The sequence below is a fragment of the Methylobacterium sp. CM6246 genome (assembly GCF_054818005.1).
Genome location: NZ_JBTXKY010000001.1, coordinates 436434 through 457943 on the forward strand (window position 1 = coordinate 436434; position 21510 = coordinate 457943).

20 protein-coding genes are annotated in these 21510 nt (G+C 69.0%); 11 read left to right on the forward strand and 9 right to left on the reverse strand.

Features of this window, described 5'->3' with window-relative positions:
• Window positions 1-855: 855 nt before the first annotated feature.
• Entirely contained in the window at window positions 856-1683 is an 828-nt protein-coding gene (locus ACYQPG_RS02225) for a LuxR C-terminal-related transcriptional regulator (RefSeq protein ID WP_461230159.1), read from the forward strand.
• Between the two features lie 104 nt (window positions 1684-1787).
• Here ACYQPG_RS02225 and ACYQPG_RS02230 read toward each other — a convergent pair whose 3' ends face one another.
• Window positions 1788-3146, reverse strand: coding sequence for a UDP-glucose dehydrogenase family protein (locus tag ACYQPG_RS02230; protein ID WP_147939442.1), 1359 nt, complete (start codon window positions 3144-3146; stop codon window positions 1788-1790).
• A gap of 320 nt (window positions 3147-3466) precedes the next feature.
• Here ACYQPG_RS02230 and ACYQPG_RS02235 point away from each other — a divergent pair, with 320 nt between their 5' ends.
• On the forward strand, window positions 3467-3688 hold the full coding sequence (locus tag ACYQPG_RS02235; RefSeq protein ID WP_147906513.1) for a DUF6894 family protein: 222 nt from the start codon (window positions 3467-3469) through the stop codon (window positions 3686-3688).
• Between the two features lie 72 nt (window positions 3689-3760).
• Window positions 3761-3982: a hypothetical protein gene (locus ACYQPG_RS02240; RefSeq protein WP_147939441.1), complete on the forward strand. Its 222-nt coding sequence runs from the start codon at window positions 3761-3763 to the stop codon at window positions 3980-3982.
• A 153-nt stretch (window positions 3983-4135) separates the two neighbouring features.
• Here ACYQPG_RS02240 and ACYQPG_RS02245 read toward each other — a convergent pair whose 3' ends face one another.
• Window positions 4136-5776, reverse strand: a complete 1641-nt coding sequence (locus ACYQPG_RS02245) for a methyl-accepting chemotaxis protein (RefSeq protein WP_461230160.1) — start codon at window positions 5774-5776, stop codon at window positions 4136-4138.
• 540 nt (window positions 5777-6316) lie between these two features.
• On the opposite strand from ACYQPG_RS02245, the gene ACYQPG_RS02250 reads away from it, so the two are divergent.
• Entirely contained in the window at window positions 6317-6592 is a 276-nt protein-coding gene (locus ACYQPG_RS02250; RefSeq protein WP_147906516.1) for a hypothetical protein, read from the forward strand.
• A gap of 431 nt (window positions 6593-7023) precedes the next feature.
• Window positions 7024-7332: a hypothetical protein gene (locus ACYQPG_RS02255; RefSeq protein ID WP_147906517.1), complete on the forward strand. Its 309-nt coding sequence runs from the start codon at window positions 7024-7026 to the stop codon at window positions 7330-7332.
• A 22-nt stretch (window positions 7333-7354) separates the two neighbouring features.
• Here the strand turns inward: ACYQPG_RS02255 and ACYQPG_RS02260 are convergent, their stop codons facing one another.
• Window positions 7355-8380: a glycosyltransferase family 2 protein gene (locus tag ACYQPG_RS02260; RefSeq protein WP_461230161.1), complete on the reverse strand. Its 1026-nt coding sequence runs from the start codon at window positions 8378-8380 to the stop codon at window positions 7355-7357.
• 200 nt (window positions 8381-8580) lie between these two features.
• Here ACYQPG_RS02260 and ACYQPG_RS02265 point away from each other — a divergent pair, with 200 nt between their 5' ends.
• Window positions 8581-9417, forward strand: coding sequence for a family 16 glycosylhydrolase (locus ACYQPG_RS02265; RefSeq protein ID WP_461230162.1), 837 nt, complete (start codon window positions 8581-8583; stop codon window positions 9415-9417).
• A 367-nt stretch (window positions 9418-9784) separates the two neighbouring features.
• Here ACYQPG_RS02265 and ACYQPG_RS02270 read toward each other — a convergent pair whose 3' ends face one another.
• Window positions 9785-10522 carry a sugar transferase gene (locus ACYQPG_RS02270; RefSeq protein WP_147939439.1) on the reverse strand — a complete coding sequence of 246 codons (738 nt, stop codon included), beginning with the start codon at window positions 10520-10522 and terminating at the stop codon, window positions 9785-9787.
• 187 nt (window positions 10523-10709) lie between these two features.
• On the opposite strand from ACYQPG_RS02270, the gene ACYQPG_RS02275 reads away from it, so the two are divergent.
• Both ACYQPG_RS02275 and ACYQPG_RS02280 read left to right on the forward strand, forming a co-directional pair.
• On the forward strand, window positions 10710-10862 hold the full coding sequence (locus ACYQPG_RS02275; protein WP_187193450.1) for a hypothetical protein: 153 nt from the start codon (window positions 10710-10712) through the stop codon (window positions 10860-10862).
• Window positions 10863-11247: 385 nt separating this feature from the next.
• Window positions 11248-12327 carry an acyltransferase family protein gene (locus ACYQPG_RS02280; protein ID WP_147906521.1) on the forward strand — a complete coding sequence of 360 codons (1080 nt, stop codon included), beginning with the start codon at window positions 11248-11250 and terminating at the stop codon, window positions 12325-12327.
• Between the two features lie 3 nt (window positions 12328-12330).
• Here the strand turns inward: ACYQPG_RS02280 and ACYQPG_RS02285 are convergent, their stop codons facing one another.
• A complete protein-coding gene (locus ACYQPG_RS02285; protein WP_461230163.1) occupies window positions 12331-13584 on the reverse strand; it encodes an acyltransferase family protein in 1254 nt (417 codons plus the stop codon).
• 937 nt (window positions 13585-14521) lie between these two features.
• On the opposite strand from ACYQPG_RS02285, the gene ACYQPG_RS02290 reads away from it, so the two are divergent.
• A complete protein-coding gene (locus ACYQPG_RS02290) occupies window positions 14522-15127 on the forward strand; it encodes a hypothetical protein (protein ID WP_461230164.1) in 606 nt (201 codons plus the stop codon).
• Here the strand turns inward: ACYQPG_RS02290 and ACYQPG_RS02295 are convergent.
• Window positions 15099-15338, reverse strand: a complete 240-nt coding sequence (locus ACYQPG_RS02295) for a DUF6894 family protein (protein ID WP_461230165.1) — start codon at window positions 15336-15338, stop codon at window positions 15099-15101. The genes ACYQPG_RS02290 and ACYQPG_RS02295 overlap by 29 nt on opposite strands.
• A gap of 405 nt (window positions 15339-15743) precedes the next feature.
• On the opposite strand from ACYQPG_RS02295, the gene ACYQPG_RS02300 reads away from it, so the two are divergent.
• Window positions 15744-16793, forward strand: a complete 1050-nt coding sequence (locus ACYQPG_RS02300; RefSeq protein ID WP_461230166.1) for a glycosyltransferase family 2 protein — start codon at window positions 15744-15746, stop codon at window positions 16791-16793.
• 5 nt (window positions 16794-16798) lie between these two features.
• On the forward strand, window positions 16799-17731 hold the full coding sequence (locus ACYQPG_RS02305; protein WP_461230167.1) for a glycosyltransferase family 2 protein: 933 nt from the start codon (window positions 16799-16801) through the stop codon (window positions 17729-17731).
• A gap of 484 nt (window positions 17732-18215) precedes the next feature.
• Here the strand turns inward: ACYQPG_RS02305 and ACYQPG_RS02310 are convergent, their stop codons facing one another.
• From ACYQPG_RS02310 to ACYQPG_RS02320, 3 genes are all read right to left on the reverse strand, one after another.
• Window positions 18216-19292, reverse strand: a complete 1077-nt coding sequence (locus tag ACYQPG_RS02310) for an alpha/beta hydrolase (RefSeq protein ID WP_461232408.1) — start codon at window positions 19290-19292, stop codon at window positions 18216-18218.
• Between the two features lie 312 nt (window positions 19293-19604).
• The gene (locus ACYQPG_RS02315) at window positions 19605-20429 is read right to left on the reverse strand and encodes a heme ABC transporter ATP-binding protein (protein ID WP_461230168.1); all 825 of its coding nucleotides are present in this window, start codon (window positions 20427-20429) and stop codon (window positions 19605-19607) included.
• Window positions 20422-21474 carry a FecCD family ABC transporter permease gene (locus tag ACYQPG_RS02320; protein WP_461230169.1) on the reverse strand — a complete coding sequence of 351 codons (1053 nt, stop codon included), beginning with the start codon at window positions 21472-21474 and terminating at the stop codon, window positions 20422-20424. The genes ACYQPG_RS02315 and ACYQPG_RS02320 overlap by 8 nt, the downstream gene beginning before the upstream one ends.
• Window positions 21475-21510: the final 36 nt, after the last annotated feature.

Genomic DNA, 21510 nt, shown 5'->3' on the forward strand with positions numbered 1-21510 from the left:
GACTCACACATCCGGTGGTGCGCGACGGCCGCACGAGGAAGCGCGGATCCTCGCCCGTTGCGGGAAATGGGGCCTGTCGCGCTCTGAAAGCGAGACTGCCTCGAGCCTGTGGGGCCCGCAGCGGACGGGCACGCCCGGATCGGGGGGCGCCGGTTACGTAGTTCCGACGGGCGCCCCGCGCGGGGGCGAATCGATCGGCTCAGGATGCGGCGTGCCGGCCACCGAAAGCCCTGATTCGGGGGTGATTCGCCATCGGACCGGCGGTTCGAGCCTCCAAACCGTCATCATATCTACAAAATCAGTCCATCAACTCAGTTTCAGCGGCGAAAACTGGATTCGCCACCGTGCTGGAGCGCGAGATAGGCGGGGCAATTAGACATCAGTCGAATAGGCTAAACAATTTGGCCAAGGCCGCATCCGGTGACGGAATCCGATCCCCGAACCGGCAGGCCGCCGAGGCGGAAATAGCCGCCGCGACATTTCAATTCTTTGGTTGCCAAAAACTTGCGATCGACCGCCTGGATACGGTCGATCGACCGCAATGAACCGGGCCAGACACCAGAAGATCGCACGGATGCAGGACGAGATCTACGATCCGGATCGGCGGCCACTGCACCAGTAGCTACGTACGTAGTTTGTGACTGTTTTGATATGCGTAGAAATTTAATCAACCCGGAGCAGATAGGGTATTTACAGCCGATTTTACGAAAGTTAGCATTATATCCACGGTCATCGAGAGCCTTTCAATAAGGCGCCGAACAGACCGCCATCCGCTAGTGTCATGTCGACGGCGAGTTCGTGGGTTTCCACGCCCTCGCCTGACAACGGGCTTCCTGCGAAAGGAGGTAATTTCCTATGGCCAGTCTTGGTACTCGAGACGAGCGCGTCATCGTCGAGCGGGATAGTCCCAGGAGCCGCAGCGGCTTTCCGGGAGCGCAGGGCGGTGACGGTTCGGACGTCATCGAGCGGCGGGACCCGACCCTGGCCCGCACGAACCGCATCGTGATCATCGATCGCCGGCAACTCGTCGGTCGGTGCCTGGCCGCATCCCTCCGGGAGGCCGACAAGGACACCGTGTTCGAGGTGTTCCCGGACATCGAGTCGTGGAAGCGCCAGACCCCGTTCGCGGCCGCCAACGTGGTCGTGCTGTGCCGGCCGGACGGCAACCTGTCGGAGACCGAGTGGGCCGAGGTCTCCCGGGAGCTGGCCCTGCTGCAGGGCGAGGTCGACGCGCCCCCGGTCGCGGTCATCTCGGACGGGGAAAACCTCGACCAGATCGTGCGGACCATCAAGCTCGGGGTGAAGGGCTACATTCCGACGACGACCTCGGTCGACATCGCCCTGCAGGCGCTCCAGCTCGTCCAGGCGGGCGGCGTCTACATCCCGGCGGAATGCCTGTTCCCGCTTCTCGCCAGCATCAAGGTCGAGGAGCCGGTCGAGCCCGGCGAGGACGAGATCTTCTCACCGCGCCAGCTCTGCGTCGCCCGGGCCCTGCGCAAGGGCACGCCGAACAAGATCATCGCCTACGAGCTGAACATGTGCGAGAGCACTGTGAAGGTTCACGTCCGCAACATCATGAAGAAGTTGAAGGCGAAGAACCGCACCGAGGTCGCGTACCTGACCAACAAGTACTTCCTGCGCGAGGATTCGAGCCTGGCCGCCGTGAAGGCCCCGGCGGCCTGAACGCCGCCCGGCCGCGCCGGCCCCGACAGAGCGCCGTGCCCGATCCATCCGCGATCGGGCACGGCGCTCTGTTTTGAGCCGGACCGCCCCGCAGGGCGGCCGCCTCAGCCGACGGCCAGCAGCGGCCGGGCCGCGGGCTCGACCCGGGGCGCGGCAGGCTCCTCGGCGCGGCCGACGCTGGTATAGGCGAACCCGTGCAGCCGGGCCTCCTCGGGCCGGTAGACGTTGCGCAGATCGACCAGGACCGGAATGCGCATCGTGGCGTGGAGCCGCGGCAGGTCCAGCGCCCGGAACGCGTTCCACTCGGTGACGATCACCAGGGCGTCCGCACCCTCCGCGCACGCGTAGGCATCCTGCGCGAAGTCCACGCCCGGCAGGAGCGGCCGGGCCTGCTCCATGCCCTCCGGGTCGTAGGCGCGGACATGGGCGCCGGCATCCTGCAGGCCGGCCACGATCGCGAGAGCGGGCGCATCGCGCATGTCGTCGGTGTTCGGCTTGAAGGTCAGCCCCAGCACCGCGATCGTCTTGCCGCGGACCCCGCCGCACGCCTTGATGACCTTGCGGGCCATGCCGCGCTTCCTCTGGTCGTTGACCGCGACCACGGTCTCGACCAGCCGCAGCGGCGTCCCCGCATCCTGGGCGGTCTTGACCAGAGCCAGCGTATCCTTGGGGAAGCACGAGCCGCCGTAGCCCGGCCCCGCATGCAGGAACTTGCCGCCGATCCGGTTGTCGAGGCCCATGCCGCGGGCGACCTGCTGCACGTCGGCGCCGACCTGCTCGCACAGGTCGGCGATCTCGTTGATGAAGGTGATCTTGGCGGCCAGGAACGCGTTGGCGGCGTATTTTGTCAGCTCGGCGGTGCGCCGCGACGTCACCAGGATCGGCGCCTCGTTGAGGTAGAGCGGCCGGTAGACCTCGCGCATCACGGCCTCGGCCCGGGGATCCTCGGTGCCGACGACGATCCGGTCCGGGCGCTTGAAGTCGGAGATCGCCGCGCCCTCGCGCAGGAATTCCGGGTTCGACACCACGGCGAAGTCGGCGTCCGGCCGCAATTCGCGGATGATGCGCTCGACCTCGTCGCCGGTGCCCACCGGGACCGTCGACTTCGTCACCACCACGGTGAAGCGGGTCAGCGCCCGGGCGATGCTGCGGGCCGCCTGGTACACGAAAGAGAGGTCGGCGAAGCCGTCGCCGCGTCGCGAGGGGGTCCCCACCGCGATGAACACCGCGTCGGCCTCCGCGACGGCGAGCTCCAGGTCGGCGACGAAGGACAGCCGGCCCTGGCGGACGTTCTCCGCCACGAGGGCACCGAGCTCGGGCTCGTAGATCGGGATCTGCCCGGCATTCAGTGCATCGATCCGGTCGCGGTTGGTGTCGACGCACACGACGCTGTGGCCGAAATCGGCCAGGCACGCCCCGGAGACCAGCCCGACATAGCCCGACCCGACCATCGTGATGTTCATGCTCGCCTCGTCGCACCGCGCGCCCTGTGAGTCCGGTCTACGGCGGCGGCGGCGGGGCGGCACCTCATGACTTAGGCGTAGGGCCGGTCGGCGGGACGGGGTACGGGCGCGGTCGCGGGGCTGCCCGGCCCCAAGGCCGGCCGGATACCTCGCTAGGCTTAGGTCCGGCCGCTCCCGCGGTGTTCCCCGGCCACGCAAGAGACCAGGCAGCCTAAAAGCTAAGTCTTTTTCCCTTCTATTAGGCCGGATCTCATGGGGTTTAGACGGAGACGATCGCAGGGACGAACTCTCTCGGGGATTTTCGCAGGGGGAGAGCCCGTTTGGCCGCACGCTTCTACTTCGAGCTTGCCAACGCCGAGATCACGCTCCACGACCCGACGGGCGTCGAGGCCACCGACCTCGAGGAAGCCCTGTTCGAAGCGCGCAGCGTCATCGCCGAGATGGCCGACGAGATCGCCGACGCGCATCCGGGGCCGCCCTGGACCCTGCTGGTGCGGGACGAGGCCGGATGGCTGGTCGGGCGCTTTCCGATCCGCAAATGACCGGACGCGCGGCCTTTACCGGTTGTTAACCCTTCGTTCGGAGGATCGAGACGCCTTCGATCAGGGACAACCATGGCCAGACCGACGTCCTCGCCCGATCCGCGCGTCGCCGCGCTGGCCGACGCCACCGCCGCCGGCCTGGCGCAAGCCGCACAGGCCCTGGCGGAGCGCGGCGATCCCGAGACCGCCGAGACCCTGCGCGCGATGGCGCGGCACAACCGGGTCGCGGCGCTCAAGCTGCGGACGATGCGGGGCGTGGCGCAGGACCGGATGGGCCTGGCGCGTACCGCCTGAACCCGGGCGATCCGATCGTCCGGACGACTGCTCTCCCGCACTCCCGCACGACGGATCGGGCCGGACGCCCCTCCCTGCGGGGAAGGGCGTCCCGGCGGGCGATGGGTGAGGGACAGCGTCGGCGGCCTGCGGCGCTCGAACCGGCGGGAGCCGTCACGCTGCGCGCATGGTGGCCAGCAAGCGGGCGACCTCGGCGGTGAGACGCTCGGACTGGCGTGACAGACCGGTCGCGGCCGAGAGCACCTTGCCGGCGGCTTCCCCGGTCTGCTCGGAAGCACCCGCGACACCGACGATGTTGCCGGTGACCTCCCGGGTCCCGGCGGTGGCCTGGGCGATGTTGCGCACGATCTCCTGGGTCGCCGCGCCCTGCTGCTCGACCGCGGCGGCGATCGAGCTCGCCACCCCGTTCAACTCACGGATCCGGTTGGTGATCGTGCCGATCGCGCCGACGGCCTCGCCGGTGACGCCCTGGATCCGGCCGATCTGGCTGGCGATCTCCTCGGTCGCCTTGGCGGTCTGGCCGGCCAGCTCCTTCACCTCGGAGGCCACGACGGCGAAGCCACGGCCCGCCTCGCCGGCGCGGGCAGCCTCGATCGTGGCGTTGAGCGCCAGCAGGTTGGTCTGGCTGGCGATCGCCGAGATCGTCTGCACCACGTCGCCGATCCGCGTGGCCGCCGCACTCAGCTCGGCAACCAGGGCGGCGGTCTGGTCGGCCTCGCCGACGGCCCGCTGGGCCAGATCGGTGGACCCCTGCACCTGCCGGCCGATCTCCTGGATGGAACCACCGAGTTCCTTGGTGGCGGCCGCGACCGTGTTGACGTTGGCGGCCGCTTCCTCGGCCGCCAACGCCACCGCGCCGGATTGGGTGCCGGCCTCCTGGGCGATGTCCGTCATCGCCCGGGCGGTGACTTGCAGCTCCGTGGCCGAGGACGCGACCTGATCGACGATGCCGGCGACCGCCTGCTCGAAGCCCTGGGCCAGGTCCAGCCGGGCGCGCCGGCGCGCCGCGGAGGCCGCGGCATCGGCGGCCAGCTTGTGCTCGGCTTCCTCGGCCGCGCTGCGGGCGACGCTCTCCTTGATGCGCTCGACCGCGCGCCCGACCGCACCGATCTCGTCGCCACGGCGCGCCTCCGCGATGACCGCGTCGATCTCGCCTTTCGCCATCCGCTGCAGGACGGCCACGAGGCTGCCGAGGGGCCGGGTCACACCGAACACGATGATGGCGCCCGAGAGGGCCAGGGCGGCGAGCAGCCCCGCCGCGGCCGAGCCGATCAGGACCAGCCGCGCCTGCTTGGCCGCGGCCTCGGTGGCGTTCTTCCCGTCGGAGAGGCGGGCATCGACCCGCCCCTCGTAGACCCGCGCGGTCCGGTCGAACCGCTTCGCGACCTGCTGGCTCGTCCCCATGGCCAGCTGCGTGGCGGCGGCCTGATCGTTCTTCAGCGCGAGCGCGTTGGATCTGTCGAGGACATCGTAATACTCGCGCGTGATCGTACCGATCTCGAGCAGCAGGTCCCGCACCTCCTTCTTCAGCGCGCCCTCGGCGAGCGTCGCGATATCGTCCGCCGTGCCCTTCACCGCATCGCGATACGCCTTCTCGAAGTCGGACATCTCGTTCTGCGGCTGACCGATGATGATCGCGCGGTTCATGAGGCCGGCGGTCTGCACGTTCTGCCGGACCCGCGCGAACGCCTCCAACCGCGCGACGTAATAATCCACCAACACGTGGTTACGCTCGGTGATATCCCCCAACATACTGAGCGTATAATAGATCGTTCCAACGCTCACGAGCGCCATGATTAAGATCGGCACAAACATCTTGTGCAGTATTCTTAAGCGTTCGAAGATTTTCATATGGAAAGATTCTCTAACCCGGCATTGTGCCGACCTTAAAAACGTGCCCTGAAATTAATCAAGTGGGTTGACATGATCATTTGTTACGTATCAGTATGTAAAAAAATTTACCGGCAGATCTGAATCATATAACTTTACACAAGAACGTCCATCGTTTCGGATCATAACTTCTAATAGTGCGGGTGATCGAACCATATTTCGTGCTGGCTGAGAAATTGAGGTGTTAAATCTTATGATGACGGTCCAGCCACTTGGCACACACGCACAAGGCGGCTGCGCATCGCGCATACTTGGGCCCGACGTCATCCAGCGGCCACACGAGGAACAGTATCCGGCCGGCTTGCAAGCGATCAACAGCTAAAAATTCAATAAAAGCACCCGCACAAGTGTTTTTGCTGATTGTTTACACCCGAACAGCCTGGTAGATTTGCAAGATAGAGCTTGACAAGGAACTCACGCGCCGTGCCCCCGACAGACAGCGAGATGAGCGCCGGCCTCGCGCTCGACATGGTCGGTCGCGCCTATCTCGCCCTGGCCCTCCTCTACGAGACAGCGCACCCGGGCGAGTTCGATGGCGTCCAGCAGAAGATTCGCGCGTTCGTCGAAGACAATTTCCGTATCATCCAGGAGACCAGCGGCCGCGAGACCCTGGCGGCGGGAACGGTCGAAGGCGCGGCTCACCTTGTGAACGGCGTCCTGCTCGAGGTCGAAAGCAAGATCGCGACGATGATCCGGCCGACCCGATACATGCGTGGCTGAGCCGCGCGCGGGACACGACGGGGTGCCATCGAATCGTACCGGGCCGATCGACCGCGCCCGCTGAGGCCTGCCTTCGGGTGTGGACAGAGCCATACAGAATGGGGACGATCCCGCGCCCCTCCCCGCACGCGGACGCCTCGAAGAAGCCCTCCGGCCGGCTGCGCGAACGCAAAGGCCTGCGCTTCGCTCCCTCACCCCCGGATGACGGGAGTGGGGTGGAACCGCGCCAACCCGGACCAGGCGAGCCTCCGCTCTGTACCGCGCACGGGGTATCCGAAGGCCGAATACCGGACTGTTGCAGTTGAGCCATGAGGCCGCGCTAAATCTCTCACCACGCTAGGGCGGCGACACTGGCCCTAGCTTGAAGCATCGACAGTGTTAACGGAGCATGTTAGTCCCCAACTAGGGATGGAAACAAGATTATCGGCGCGATGAAGATCAGCGATGATTGTGACCAGGGCTCACGTAGTGCGGATGTTGCACTCGAGGTTTTGGCGCGAGCCTATCATGCCCTGGCAGTCGTCTATGAACTCTCGAACCCCGGCGCCTACCTGGCACTTCATGGAAAGATGATGCCGTACCTGCTGGACAGTTTCCGGAACGCCGAGGCGGCGCGGACCGGCGATCCGCACACCACCGCGTTGTTCAGCGCCGCGCTGGAGCGGGTCCGCTGCGCGCTGGACGACGTCCAGTGCGACGTGTCGGCCGTCCGGCCCCGGAGCGGCGAGCGCGATCACTGACGAAGCCGGGGGCGGCGCGTTCTCAGGGCGCCGGCCGCAGGCGCTCGCTCGGCCCGAGCAGCAGGCGCGGAGCCGTATCCCCGGTCGCGGCACGGTTCGGGATCAGCCGGGCCAGCTTGGCCTCCAGGGTCTCGGACGCGATGTGCCGCCAGGCCCGCGGGGCGTACAGCAGTTCGCGCAGGGCCGCCGCGTAGCCGTGCGAGCGCCGGCGGTCGAGGACGCGCCGGTGCTGCCATTTCCGCATCGTGGCGTCGCGATGGGACCGCAGGGCCTTGCGGGCGCCCGGCGCGAGGTCCGGACGGGCCAGCATCGTCTCGTCGAACGCGATGATCGCCGCGAGGTCCTCGGTCCGGTGCTGCGTACTCAACGAATCCGCGCGCTCGACCGCCACGTAGCCGCATGGCGCCGTGACGGCGAACACGGCGCCCGCCGCCAGGGCCTCGACGTAGAGGGCGTAATCCTCTCCGAGGCGCAGCCGGGCGTCGTAGCGCAGGCCGTGGCGCTGCAGGAACGAGCGCCGCATGATCGGCTTGAGGAACCCGAGTTCCCGCCGGTGCTCGCCCGCGCGTCCGATGTTGCCGGAGACGAACCCCGCGAGCGACAGCAATTGTGGCCGGCCGGGCCCCGTCACGAGGCTCCCGGCCGCGGCCGCCGCGCTCCCCCGGACCAGGATGATGTCGTCGGCGATCAGGTCCCAGCTGCGGGGGGCCGACAGCAGGCGGCCCAGGCGCCCGTCCAGGAAAGTGTCGTCGGCATCGAGGACGCAGAGCAGCCGCGCGGTCGCCACCGCCAGCGCCGCGTTGCGGGCAGCGGCCGGTCCGGCGTTGCGCGTCAGCCGGAGCAGCTTCAGCCGGCCGGTCCCGTCACCGGCGGCCTCGGCGGCCGCGCTGGTCCGGTCCGTCGAGGCATCGTCGACGACGATGACCTCGGCGACCTCCGGCTGGCGCAACGCCGAGGCGACCGCGGTCGCGATGGTGGCCTCGGCGTTGCGCGCCGCGATGATGACGCAGACATCCGCTCCGTCGCTCTGGGCCTGGACGCTTCGCACCGGACGACTCCGAAGACTCCCCGCCCGGCAGGGGCCGGACGGCCATCCCGCACCGTAGGCGGCCCGCGCGCGGCACGCGACATCGTCCAAAAGGAGGGCGCGGGCGCCGGATCCGCTCGTCCGAAAGATCACCGCCGCCGCGGCCGGACGCGCCGATACTGCGCCGGAATCCGTGAACCGGCCAACGCGAGACGATGAGCATGACGAGACCGCGCCGCCCGATCCGCACCGGCTGCCTGGCCGCGGCCCTGTTGCTGCCGGTCCTGCCGGTCGCGGCCGGGGACGATCCCGCCCCGGCTTCCGGCGACGCGCCGGCGTTACGGGGCGGCGGCTCCTTCGTGGAGACCTTCGCGACCCTCGGCGATCGACGCTGGTACGTGGCCGACGGCTGGGTCAACGGCGACTTCCAGAAGTGCACGTGGTCGCGCCAGCGCGTGCAGATCCCCAGCCCCGGGGCGCTGACCCTCACCCTGGCCGACAGCCCCTACAAGGAGCGCGCCTTCAGCTGCGCGGAGATCCAGACCAAGGAGCGCTACGGCTACGGCACCTACGAGGTCCGGATGCGGCCAGGCGCGGCCTCCGGCCTGGTCTCGGCGTTCTTCACCTATAACGGCCCGGACGACGGCGACCGCCGGACGAACGACGAGATCGATTTCGAATTCTTGGGCAAGGACACGAAGGGCGTCCAGCTCAACTACTTCACCGGCGGTACCGGCCAGCACGAGAGCGTCGAGGCGCTGGGCTTCGACGCCGCGACGACCATGGCCGACTACGCGCTCGAATGGCTACCCGACCGGATCCGCTGGTCGGTCAACGGCCGGCTGCTGCGTGAAGTGCGGGCCGCGCCCGACCGGCCGATCCCGTCGCATCCCGGCAAGATCATGCTCAGCATCTGGACGGGCCAGGGCCGCGACTTCGAGTCGTGGCTCGGGCCGGCCACCTACCCGGGACAGCCGGTCTCGGCCGCCTTCGAGCGCGTCGCCTTCACCAAGCTGGGCGACCCGTGCGGCTTCAAGGGCTCGATCGTCTGCCGGTAGGGCGGCACGACGCCGCCGGCTTATCGCGGAACCCTAACGAAACATTAACCTTGTCCCCCGCACGTTCACGATTGCGGTCACTGCGGGGCCAAGTTTGATGTCCGGGTTCAGCCTTCTCATCGCTGTGTATGCGGTCGGCTTCGTGGAGTTCTGGCGCCTCTGCGTCGTGGCGCCCCTGGACCAGGACGACCCGGCCTGAGGGCCTGCCCGACCCGACGCAGCCCACACCCGACGCCGAGAGCCGTCCCGGATCGCGTTGCAATCGCCAACAGCTCTCAGCCCTTGATGCAACGCGCTCGCTGACGCCAAACCGGGATCCACCTCGGCGGCGAGCGCTCTCGCGGCGTCCCGTCGTCGGCTCGCGGCGCTACTTGCTGCCGCGCTGGGCCAGCACCGCCGGAATGGTGCGCAGCATGATCGCGAGATCCCGGCGCAGGCTCCAGCGGCTGGCGTAGTCCAGGTCGAGGGCGACGCGCTCGGCGTAGCTGGTGTCGGAGCGGCCCGAGACCTGCCACAGACCGGTGACCCCGGGCGGCACGGAGAAGCAGAGCGTGAACGCCGTCCCGTAGCGGACGACCTCCCCCTGCACGATCGGGCGCGGGCCGACCAGGCTCATCTCGCCGCGCAGCACGTTCCAGAGCTGCGGCAGTTCGTCGAGCGAGGTCTTGCGCAGCACCTGGCCCAGGGTGGTCACCCGGGGATCCCGGGTAAGCTTGTGGGTCGCCTCCCACTCGGCCCGGGCCTCGGGATGCGCCGCCAGGTGCGCGGCCAGGACCGCGTCGCCGTTCGCGATCATGGACCGGAACTTCAGGCACCCGAACGGACGCCCGTTCCGGCCGAGCCGCCGATGCCGGAAGATCGGCGCGTGGCCGTCGCTGGCCCAGATCAACAGGGCGATGAACAGGAGCAGCGGCAGCAGCAGACACAGGGCCGTCAACGCCACCCCGGTATCGAGCGTGCGCTTGGTGGCCCAGCCGAGCCGGAGCCCGAAGCGCGCTGGAGAAGCCGTCGGCAGCGTCATGACCAACGCTTCGTTGATCGTCTCGACCATATGGTGCGGCGACGACGGGGTGATGGAGGTCGGGGTCCCAACCGGACGCAGCATGGCGGCGGCTCCTCACTCGGTGCGAAAGGTGGATGCGACAGTGCGAGATGCGATCGAAACCCGCGGGCCGGTGCGGCCGGGACGGGGACAATATTTGACACGCGAAAGTCTTGAGCCGTTGGCACAGCGGAAAACTTGCGGGATAAAGCCGGGGCAGGACCACCGAATCACCAGTGGAGATAAGTAATTGCTGGTCCTTCTGGTCTTTGCTGCGCTGATCGGGGGCGCGATCGGTTTCGCGGTGGGCCTGCTGCAGGGCTGGCTGGTCGCGTTGCTGGCGGCCCAGGCCGGAGCCGCGATCGGCGTGGGCCTCGTGGTCCTGCTCGGGATGCGTCGGTGAGCGCCCCGGCCGGGCGGAGCCCCGAATCCGCGCCGCGTGCGGCGGGCCCCCGGGACGGCCTGTGGCATGGCGTGGCGCGAGACATCGCGCTGCACGGCATCGCGTCGTCTGCAAACCGGTGCGTGTGAGCGATGACCGTTCACATCAGTGTTCCACCCGGAATCGGACGGGCCATCGCGACCATACCCCACTTCGATATTGTTAAACAACCCTAAACACGAAGGGTCTAAGGCCGAATACAGCAATGCGGCAGATGTTCAGGCGACCCGGCCTACGCCGATCGAGGTAGGCCGCCCCCCGCGTCCGGCCGGCCTAGACCGGGCGCTCGATCCGCTTCGACCGCGCCCGCGCGGCGGGACGGGCTCCGGCATCGGACGAGGCGTGCATGGTCCCAGCAGAGCGCCGCATCATCGGGTTCGACGGCCTGCGGGCGGTGGCCTTCCTGATGGTCTTCGCCAGTCACAAGGCGCCGAGCCCGCGCACCGAGGCGCTGGGCAGCGCCGGGGTCTGGCTGTTCTTCGTGCTGAGCGGCTTCCTGATCGTCCGCATCCTGGCGGCGGCCCGCGGGCGCATCGAGGCCGGCGCGGCGACGCCGATGGACAGCCTGCTTGCGTTCTACCGGAACCGGCTCGCCCGCATCGTGCCAGTGTATTACGTCTTCCTGTTCGTGCTCTACACCACCCGACTGGGCGGCCCGCTGAACCTCGGCGACGACGCGTTCAAGCTTTCGACGTGGCTGTACCTGACCAACGTCTATATCGAGCGGAACGGCTGGGGGACGGAGCTGGGCCATCTCTGGAGCCTGGCCGTCGAGCAGCAGTTCTACCTGCTGTTCGCGCCGGCGGCCCTGTTCCTGCCCCGGCGCCGTCTCGGGGCGCTGTGCGGCGCGCTCGTGGGCGCCAGCGTGCTGATGCACGTCGCCCTGTGGTCGGCCGGCGCCTGGCCGGTGAGCTTCGACGTCGACACGGTGGCCAATCTCGGGCTGATCGCCCTGGGGGGTCTGGCCGGCCTGCGCACGCAGCCCCTGCCGGGCTGGCTCCGGGGCGACGCCGCCCTGCTCGGCGCGCTCGCCCTGTTCCTGGCCCTGCCGCTGCTCGCCGGGGAGACCGGCCGGTGGCTGATCCTCGGGCGGCTCAGCGGGATCCTGGCGGCGCTCGTCCTGCTCCAGATCGTCCAATCCCCGGGCAACCGCATCGTCGCGCTGCTGGACACGGCCTGGCTGCGCCGGATCGGCGTCATCAGCTACGCCGCCTACCTGTTCCACGTGCCCCTGCACGCGGAGCAGGTGCTGGCAGCCGTCGGCCTGCATCTCGCCGGGCCGCGCTCGGTCACCCTCGCGCTCGACCTGGCACTGACCCTGCTCCTGGCGGAAGCGTCGTGGCGGCTCCTCGAATCCCCGGCCCGCCGGATCCTGCGGAGCCCGCCCCGGGCGGCCCGGCGTCCCGCGTTGATCCATCCGCTGTAGACGTCACGGATTCAAAAGGTCCTCGACCTTTTGCGGGTGCAGGGCGGAGCCCTGCGGTCGTGCGAAGCCGCGCTCCAGCGGGACGCTGTCCCGAACCCTGCCAAAGGGCTCGCCCTGTGGGATCCGGCGCCTTTCCATGAGACGGCCGACCAGGGCCGCAGCGACCGGGGCGAGGCGCTTTCGCGCGCGCAAGGCCGGGCTCTCGATGCCGTGCCACGACGCGGCGGCGGCGAGGAGCGTCGGGCCGATGGCCAGCAGGACCAGCGGGGCCGTCGAATCGATCCCGGGGACCAGGGAATAGACCGCGTTGAGGATCGGGCAGTGAGACAGGTACAGCCCGTACGAGTAGTCGACCTTGTACGGCCCGAGCCACCCGCCGAAATCGCTGACGCCGATCGCGACGGCGATATAGGCCAAGCAGAGCCCCGACAGGGCCGGATCGGCCAGGTGCCACCGGTCCGGGCCGAGCCCGTAGACGAGGCCGCACCCGGCCACCGCCGCCGCGAACAGCCGGCCATCGAGCGGCACGGCGTGTCGCCAGACATACAGCAGGCAGCCGCTCAGGAAGGTGGAGAACAGGATCGCGCCGCGGCCGAGGAAGAACAGGCGGAACAGCCCGTTCCGCTCGAACAGGGGCAGCCCCCCGCACGCGGCCAGCAGGGCGGGCGTGACCGCCAAGGCGACGAGTACGGCCAGGAGCACCCCGGGCCGCCGCAACAGCCCCGCCACGATCAGGGCCGCCGCCAGCCCGTAGCAGGCGAGTTCGTACGCGAGCGTCCAGAGCGCGGCGTTAACGATGCCGGGCTGCCCGTTCTGGGTGAACACCCCGGGCAGCTGCGCGCGGAACAGGCCGATGCTGTTCGCGCAATACTGCCAGACCCCCGCCTGCGCGAAGTAGGCCGCCGGAGCATCGGTGGAAAACACCGGGCCGATCACGAAGGCCGTGACCAGGGTCACGGTGGTGAGGGCGGGCAGGATCCGCACGGCGCGGTTGATCAGGAACGGTCCGGCCGGGAGCCGCGACGCGCTGCCCGCGACCAGGAAACCGCTGACGCCGAAGAACAGCGGCACGAGGCTGCCGGTCAGCGGCGACAGCGTATCGGTCCAGAGCGTGCTGCCCACCGTGGCGCCGGCATGGAACAGCATCACCAGCAGCGCGAGCACCAGGCGCAGGGTATCGAAGCCGGCGCCGTAGCCGCCGCCGGCCGCGAGCGCACCTCCGATCGTCCGCCCGCGACGGGGCATCTGTTGACGCATGAGAGAGCCTCGCACGGACACGCAGCGGGGCGCGGCGCCTCCGATCCATGCCACCGGTTGGCCCGAGGCGAGGGACGGCCGCAGCCGCGCAAAAGGAGGGATCCCGCGCCAGATCCGCCGCCTGGGGTGCGGCTGCCGTCCACCCTTGGCGGGGCGGGCCTCCTCCGAAGGGCGTAGCCGGACGGGATTTTGCCCGGACGAGCGACCGCGTGGCGCAATCGGCTTGCAGGCGCCCCTGTTCCAATCGGGGCCACACCCGATGGCGCCGGGCATCGGCCCTGCATATGAATAGAAAATACACAGCCGGGACACAGGCATGAGGCGGCACAACCCTCAGCAACGCCCAAGATCTGTCAGGACGCACAGCCGAAAAAGCCAAATCTCGATCTGGACGACATCTTTTTCTTGACTCGCGAAAGCTTCGCACCCCCTATGGACGTCAGCGAGGTACGGAGCCGCAAGCCGGCTCGTCCTGGATCATGATGATCCTGAGCGCGGCGTTGACGCGGGATCTCCCCTCCCCTCCCCGACCGTGGTCCTGACCTGCCGCGCCCAGTCGCGGCGGTTTGGCCGCCAAAGCGGGCGCATGGGCATGCGGGAGGGATCGATAGATCCGTCGATCTGACGCGTCGTCGATCGAGATCGCACCATCGCGCGGTCTCGGAGACGGGAACGTCCCCGCCTCTGTGTCGCGGGTCGATGGACCGATGACGGCGTCCGAGGACCGCCCGCATGTCTTTCACGACGAGAAGGGCACGGTCTCCGTGCCGGAGCGGAACCGTTCGGAGGCGGGGCGATGACAGCGGTCGGGTCTGTGACGTCCTATCCATCCACCGCGCTGACGCTGTTGCAGGTGGACACGTCCCTGAAGCCTCGCTCGGCACAGGAGGAGGTGGAGACCGATCCGGTCTCGTTGTCAGCTGCGACGGCGCTCCACGTGCTGGACCCGCGCTCCGCCCTGACCCTGTCGACGCAGGCCAGCGATGCGATCCTGTCGGTGCGGCACAAGCATCCGCGGCACGCGGGCAACGTCCACCTGGTCGGCGGGATCGACGAGAGCGCGATGCTCACGGACGAGGTTTTCGCCCAGACGATCGCGGATACGCCTGCGCACTACACAGAGGTCATGAAAGGCTTGGGGGCGACGCGCTGGGTCTGGCGCCCCGAAAGCCACCTCACGGGCATCGACTTCTTCAAGGGCCTTTCCGGGGCCATTCCGCGCGACTACAAGAATCCCGATTCGATGTCCTATGCCCTGTTCGTGAACAAGGCCGCGAAAATCGTGGATGCGATCGACACGCCGAGCGCCAAGATCGTGTCGGGGTATTACGACATGTACAATGACAAGAACGAATACATCGGAACGGTCCGGCGGACCGAGTGCGATCCCGCCTATCTCGAAGCCTTCAAAGCCGAGAACCCCACCTTGCACATCGCGCCCGTCTTTTTCGGCAACGATGCCGTTCTCGTCATCTGGCCCGAAGCGTCCGCCGGCGTGAGCGGCCTCGAATCGCTCAGGCGTCTGAGGCAGCGCTCCGGCTGATCGGCAGCCGCGCCACCACAATCCCGGTGGCGTCCCGCACCACGAGCGTCCAGCCGCCGCCGAGGTCGTGGGCGCAGACCTCGTCGGCCATCTCCCGGATGACGCTGCGCGCCTCGGCCAGGGCCTCGGTGAGATCGGCGGCGTCCACGCCCTCGTGGTCGCGGATCGTCTCCCTGCCGTTCTCGACGTCGAAGTAGAACCGGATGGGCAAAGACGATCCCCCGTGATTGATGCCCTCGGAGGGCCGTCCCGTCCTGGATGCGCGGCCCGACGCGCCCGACGGAAATCATCTGGAGACATAAAGTTTAATAAATATCAAAGCTGATTTCGCCTGGTCCGTTGCAATAATGTCTGATTTTTCCTGCACTCGAACAATATAGGTATCGATCATTACCCATTTGATCATGGTGGTGTGGCGAAAGGCGGTACCGCGCTGCGCCCGCCCTGGCCCCCCGGTCAGCCACGGGGATCCCGGCCGGGGCGCATAAATCCGCCGCCCTGGGACGGTGCGGCGCGCGCCTACGCCCTTTGAGTGTCGTGCGCCGGGCGCGCTTCACGCCATGGTCGGCCTGGGCCCGGGAGACCGCGAATCCCGGGGGCGGCGGCAGGACGAGCGATGGCGAAGCAGATCGAGGCCGATGCGCGGACGGCGCCCGTGGACATCTCGTTCCTCATGGCCGCCCACAATGCCGCCCCGTGGATCGAGACCGCGATCCGCTCGGCCCTCGATCAGGCCGGCGTCGCGGTCGAGGTGCTGGTGGTGGACGACGGGTCTACGGACGGGACCGCTTCCGTGCTGGCGCGGCTGGCGGCGGCCGACCCGCGTATCCGCCCGATCCCCCTCGACGCCGCACACACGCACGCGCCGCGGGGCCCGTCGGCCGCCCGGAACGCCGCCCTGGCCGCCGCACGGGGACGCTGGGTGGCGATCCTCGACGCGGACGACCTCATCGTCCCGGACCGGAGCCGCACGCTCCTGGATCTCGCCGCCGCCACGGATGCCGACCTCATCGCCGACAACCCGATCCCCTTCACCGGGGCCTTCGATCCGGGCGGGGCCGGCATGCTGGACCGCGGCCGCGAGCCCTACCTGTTCACGGTCGAACTCGCGCAGTACCTGACCTGCAACCGGATGCTCACCCCGGGGGTGAAGCTCGGTTATCTCAAGCCGATGCTGCGGGCCGATGTCGTGCGCCGGCACGGCCTGCGCTACGTCGATACGGTCCGGGTCGGCGAGGACTTCCTGTTCTGCGTGGCGGCCCTCGCGGAAGGCGCCCGCTTCGTCGTGAGTTCCTATGCGGGCTACGGGTATCGGCGGGGGCCGGCCTCGCTGTCCCACCGGCTGCGGCTCGCCGACATCGAGCACCTCGACGCGGCCTTCGCGGCCTATGCCGAGGGCGGCGCCCTGGCCGGGCACCGGGCGCGCTCCGCCGGGATCCGGCAGGCCAGCCGCGCCTATCGCGACAGCCTCGCCACCGCGCAGGTCATCGCCCGGGTGGTGGAGGCCGCGGAGGGCGGCCGGTGGCTCCGGGGCGCTGCCCTGGCGCTGGCCCGGCCCCGGGCCTGGCGGTTCCTGACCAGCTCGCTGATGGCCGCGGCGGGCAAGCGCGCCGGCCGTCGCCTGCGCCCCGCGATGCCGGACGCCCTTCCGGCCGGACCACGGTGAGCCCCATGCGCCTGTGCCTCTGCATCTGCACCTGCGAGCGTCCGGCGGGCCTGGCGCTGCTGCTCAAGGCCATCGACCGGCAGCGGCTCGGCGACCTCGCCGAATCCGCCCTGCGGATCCTGGTGGTCGATAACGGCCGCAGCGACGCCGCCATCCCGGTGGTGGAGGCCTACCGCACCGCCGGCCGCTTCCCGATCACCTACGCCCGCGAGGCGGTCCGGGGCCTGGCGGCGGTGCGCAACCGCAGCCTCACGGCGGCCGCCACGCTCGGCGCCGACTGGATCGCCCTGATCGACGATGACGAGGTTCCGGACCGCGACTGGCTGCGCAGCCTGCTCGACACGGCGCGGCGGACCGGCGCCCCGGCCTGCGTCGGCCCGGTGGTGCCGCTGTTCGACCGGGTCCCCCCGGCGTGGGCGACGACCGGGGGCTTCTTCGCCAAGACCCTGCCGGTCCGCGATGGACTAGTGGCGGACGCCTACACGGCCAACGCGCTCTTGGACCTCCGGGTGGTGACGGCTTTGGGCCTGTCCTTCGACATGCGCTTCAACACCCTGGGCGGCGAGGACACCATCTTCTTCCGGTCCCTGCTGCTTGCCGGGCACAGGATCGCCTGGGCGCCCAGCGCGATCGTGTACGACAGCATCCCGGCGCACCGGATGCGGGTGCGCTGGCTGCTGGCGCGCTGGTACCGCAGCGGCAGCGTCGAGGCCTATCTCGGCCGCCTCCGGCCGGAGACGGTGAGCGGGCGGCTCAGCAACGCGGCCCGGGGCCTGGCCCGCCTCGCCGGGGGCGCGCTCCGTCTCGGGATCGCCGGGCTGTCGCTCCGGCCCGCCACCCTGGTCGGCGGCTTCTACACCCTGTGCCGGGGCGCCGGGCTGCTCGCCGCCGTGCTCGGCCTGAGCTACCGGGAATACCATCCCTCCCGGCACCGGTAAGTACGGGCTTCCAAGGGGTTCGGCCCTTTGGCGGGGTGATGGGGCGGCACGTTGAAGGCGCGCGCGGCGGTGTCGAACGCCGACGCGGCCGATCCCGCCTGCATCATGCCCGCCTGCGCCATGTCCCCTCGCGTCATGCCCGCGCGCAATCGTTCCGCAATGCAGCGTGTTTGATTGCACCGCACGCACCCCGCCGAACCGGCATCATCGTTGCAGATGGTTCGCAGGGCCTCACCCGAGGCCCGCCGCACGATGAAAGGGGTGCACGCTATGGTCCTGAAGGGTTTCTCTTACGCGATGATCGGCGCCTTCGCGGGCGGTCTCGCCATGACGGTGGCCGGTTCGGCCGGAGTTCTGTTCGGCCTGTAAGCCCGCACGGGCGGCCGGCCACGACGCAACGGATCCGCGGCGGGGTGAGAGCCCCGCCGTTTCCATGAGCGGAGGCAGGATGAGGCGCGCCTGCCGAAGCGGTCCGCGTTGCGGCTCACGGATGGATCGGCCCGCTGTGCTCAACGACGATGGGTATCGCAGCGCAGGAGCCGTTGTCGAACAGCGCGAAGACGCCACATTGCGAGCCAAAGATTTGAGAACTGTGGTGGCCGACGCCCGGCACCTCCAACAAGGATTGCCGCAGCGCCCCGGCCGCAGCCATCGTCTTCACAAACGCGATCCCGCGTTGGAGCCGGCTCAGACCTTGCGCTTCAGCCGCACAGCTTCGGTCGAGTTGAGGATGATTTTGATCGTTGTCGTCTGTTCCAAGCAGATAAACGATGTCTTTGGCTAGATATTCCGTCCATAAAGACTCTGGATCTGACAACTGAGTCGCGTAGCGCGGCAAGCCAGTGTCCAGTCCGTATGCCCAGCGGTTGACGGCGCTGCATCCTGGCGCGGGTGCGAAGGGCCGCGCGGCATCAAAATAAAGGTAGTCGGAAGGATTGGCGACGACGTAGCGGATGTGGACACCGGCTGTCCGCAGTGGGGCCTGCCCATGCCCGACGGCCGCGTAACGTTGAACGAACCTGCCACCGGCCGAATGACCGGCGACGACGACCTTTCGCAAGTTCGGGAAAGTCTGCCGATCTGCGAGCCGGTCGAGGATCGCATCGAGAACATCGAACGAACTGATCGAGGCCGGTGCCGCGGCGTCCCGTCCGATCGCCCAGTCATTGGGCCCCCAACGCAGGGTCGTGTCCGGGAGATGGTGGGCTGCGATATCGGCCTGGATCAGGAACTGTGGCGTGATGACGAGTGCATCGTCAGCAGCCATCCCGGCTCGAGCGACAGCATACTCCCCCGAGCGCAGGTCGCGACGTGGCCACCCATGGATGACGATCACTGCGCGCCGGATGCCGGGCTGCGACACGGTCCAGTCTTGCGTCACATGCAGCGGGACCACTCCAACGCCCTGCCGCGCCCTGACTTCCAGCCGAGCATCTTGCACGACTGGCACAGGCGTCAGAACTTCCGGGTCCATCTCGGCCTGGGCCGATTGTAGGGCACTCATCACCCCCACAATCAGCATCAAGGGCGTGAGCAGACAGCGAGGTGAGCGCATGGGCATCGCCAAGTGAGCCTTGTCCTGGACCGAGTCCTGCTCCGACCGCCCACTACCTGTAAATGTCCGGCGACGCAGTCCTGCTGCTGAAGGCCGAGATCTTGCGAAAACTCCAGCGTTCTGCACCGAGGCAAAACAGCCATCTATGGCGGCGCATTGAAGATTCACCTCGGGCCTGAAACGGCTCCAGAGTGGTTAAACTGAGGCGTATACGGACGCGATATTTTAATTCAACCGTCTCTACGGCAAATCAGCTTGCATGCATTCCAACTTTCCTCGGGAATATCTTGAAATATCTCCAGATCACCCGATCGCGAATCAGTTTTGTTGCCAACCTGCAACAGTCCGGTGCGGCAGGATGAACGGCTGGTCCGGGCCGGGGATTTTTCCGACCGGCCAGCGCACCCCGAACACCCGGGCGATCAGGTCGTCGCGGAGCACGTCCGCGGGCCGCCCGGTGGCGACCAGCCGGCCGGCTTCGAGCACCAGCAGCGTATCGGCGTAGGCAGCCGCGAGGTTGAGGTCGTGCAGGATCGCCACCACGGCGACGCCCGAGGCCGCCAGCGCCGCGGCGGCCTCGAGGAGAGCGCCCTGGTGGTTCAGGTCGAGGCTGGCGGTGGGCTCATCGAGGAACAGCACTTGGCCGTCCGCGACCGTGCGGCCGGCCTCCATCTGGCACAGCACCCGGGCGAACTGCACCCGGGCCTGCTCGCCGCCCGACAAAGTCGGGTAGGCCCGGGTCGCGAGATGGGCGACGTCGGCCCGGTCGAGGGCCCGGGCCAGGATCGCGTCACGGTCGCGGGCCTTGAGGCCCCGCCCGATGCCGTCGAGGCCGATCCGGGCCACGTCCGCCGCGGCGAACGGGAAGGCGAGGCGCGCGGCCTGCGGCAGCACCGCCCGCATCGCGGCGAGCCGCCAGGCCGGGATCCGCTCCACCGCCTCGCCGCCGTAGGCGACCTGCCCGCTCGTCGGGCGCAGCTCGCCGCAGAGCAGGCGCAGCAGGGTCGACTTGCCGGCGCCGTTCGGGCCGACGATCACCTGCAGGGAGCCGGCCGCCACGGACAGGGACACGTCGCGCACGAGGTCGCGGCCGGCCACCGTGACGGTGAGGTCGCGGGCACGGAGCAGGGTCGGCTCAGGCATCGGCGGCGACCCGCGCCCGGCCGAGCAGCAGCCACAGGAACACCGGTGCGCCGACCAGAGCGGTGACGATCCCGATCGGGAGCTCGGCCGGTGCCGCGACCAGCCGGGCGACGACGTCGGCCAGCACCAGGAACGCGCCGCCGAGCAGCGCCGAGGCCGGCAGCAGCAGGCGGTGCTCGGGGCCGATCGCCAACCGCAAGGCGTGCGGCACCACGAGGCCGACGAAGCCGATCACCCCGGCCCCCGCCACGCTGGCGCCGACCGCGATGGCGACCAGAACGATGCAGGTGCGCTTCAGACGCTCCACCGGGATCCCGAGATGGAACGCCTCCGCCTCCCCGAGCACCAGCGCGTTGAGGCCGCGGCCCAGGAACGGAACGGCGAGCAGCACCGGCAGGATCAGCGGTGCCGAGGCCGCGACCTTGCCCCAGGTGGCACCACCCAGGCTGCCCAACGACCAGAACGTGAGATCGCGGAGTTGCCGGTCGTCGCTGGCATAGGTCAGCAGGCCGGTGAGCGCGCCGCTCAGCGCCCCCAGGGCGATGCCGGCGAGCAGCATCGTCGCCACCGCGGTGCGCCCGGACCGCGTCGCCAGCCCGTACAGGATCAGGGTCGCGCCCAAGCCCCCCACGAAGGCCCCGGCCGGCAGGACCAGGTAGGGCAGCGGCCCCGGCAGGCCGAAATGGGCGAGCAGCCGGTCGCCCAGCACGATGATGCAGGCGGCGGCCAATCCCGCCCCCGACGAGACCCCGACGAGCGCCGGGTCGGCCAGGGGGTTGCGGAACAGCCCCTGCATCAGCGCCCCCGAGACCGCGAGCCCCGCGCCGATCATCAGCCCCAGCAGGGTCCGGGGCAGCCGGATGTTGAGCACCACCAGGGCGTCGCGCGCCAGCGCCGGATCGCTCCCGCCCCCGGTCAGCACCGCCAAGACCCGCTCTGGCGGGATCCGGATCGCTCCGAGGCTCACCGACAGCAGCGCGATTGCCAGCATCAGCCCGGCGAGCGCCGCCAACACCCACGGCAGGGCGGCGCGGCGGCTCAGCATCCCAGCGGCCCGCTCACGACTCGGGACGCCTTGCGG

What these genes read in the sequence shown, in the direction of transcription:
- ACYQPG_RS02265 (WP_461230162.1), top strand. Translation starts at nt 8,581, where the DNA reads ATGACGAGACCGCGCCGCCCGATCCGCACCGGCTGCCTGGCCGCGGCC.
- ACYQPG_RS02250 (WP_147906516.1), top strand. Translation starts at nt 6,317, where the DNA reads ATGAGCGCCGGCCTCGCGCTCGACATGGTCGGTCGCGCCTATCTCGCC.
- ACYQPG_RS02230 (WP_147939442.1), bottom strand. Translation starts at nt 3,146, where the DNA reads ATGAACATCACGATGGTCGGGTCGGGCTATGTCGGGCTGGTCTCCGGG.
- ACYQPG_RS02270 (WP_147939439.1), bottom strand. Translation starts at nt 10,522, where the DNA reads ATGCTGCGTCCGGTTGGGACCCCGACCTCCATCACCCCGTCGTCGCCG.
- ACYQPG_RS02280 (WP_147906521.1), top strand. Translation starts at nt 11,248, where the DNA reads ATGGTCCCAGCAGAGCGCCGCATCATCGGGTTCGACGGCCTGCGGGCG.
- ACYQPG_RS02310 (WP_461232408.1), bottom strand. Translation starts at nt 19,292, where the DNA reads ATGCCCATGCGCTCACCTCGCTGTCTGCTCACGCCCTTGATGCTGATT.
- ACYQPG_RS02245 (WP_461230160.1), bottom strand. Translation starts at nt 5,776, where the DNA reads ATGGCGCTCGTGAGCGTTGGAACGATCTATTATACGCTCAGTATGTTG.
- ACYQPG_RS02255 (WP_147906517.1), top strand. Translation starts at nt 7,024, where the DNA reads ATGAAGATCAGCGATGATTGTGACCAGGGCTCACGTAGTGCGGATGTT.
- ACYQPG_RS02225 (WP_461230159.1), top strand. Translation starts at nt 856, where the DNA reads ATGGCCAGTCTTGGTACTCGAGACGAGCGCGTCATCGTCGAGCGGGAT.
- ACYQPG_RS02300 (WP_461230166.1), top strand. Translation starts at nt 15,744, where the DNA reads ATGGCGAAGCAGATCGAGGCCGATGCGCGGACGGCGCCCGTGGACATC.
- ACYQPG_RS02285 (WP_461230163.1), bottom strand. Translation starts at nt 13,584, where the DNA reads ATGCGTCAACAGATGCCCCGTCGCGGGCGGACGATCGGAGGTGCGCTC.
- ACYQPG_RS02315 (WP_461230168.1), bottom strand. Translation starts at nt 20,429, where the DNA reads ATGCCTGAGCCGACCCTGCTCCGTGCCCGCGACCTCACCGTCACGGTG.
- ACYQPG_RS02305 (WP_461230167.1), top strand. Translation starts at nt 16,799, where the DNA reads ATGCGCCTGTGCCTCTGCATCTGCACCTGCGAGCGTCCGGCGGGCCTG.
- ACYQPG_RS02240 (WP_147939441.1), top strand. Translation starts at nt 3,761, where the DNA reads ATGGCCAGACCGACGTCCTCGCCCGATCCGCGCGTCGCCGCGCTGGCC.
- ACYQPG_RS02320 (WP_461230169.1), bottom strand. Translation starts at nt 21,474, where the DNA reads ATGCTGAGCCGCCGCGCCGCCCTGCCGTGGGTGTTGGCGGCGCTCGCC.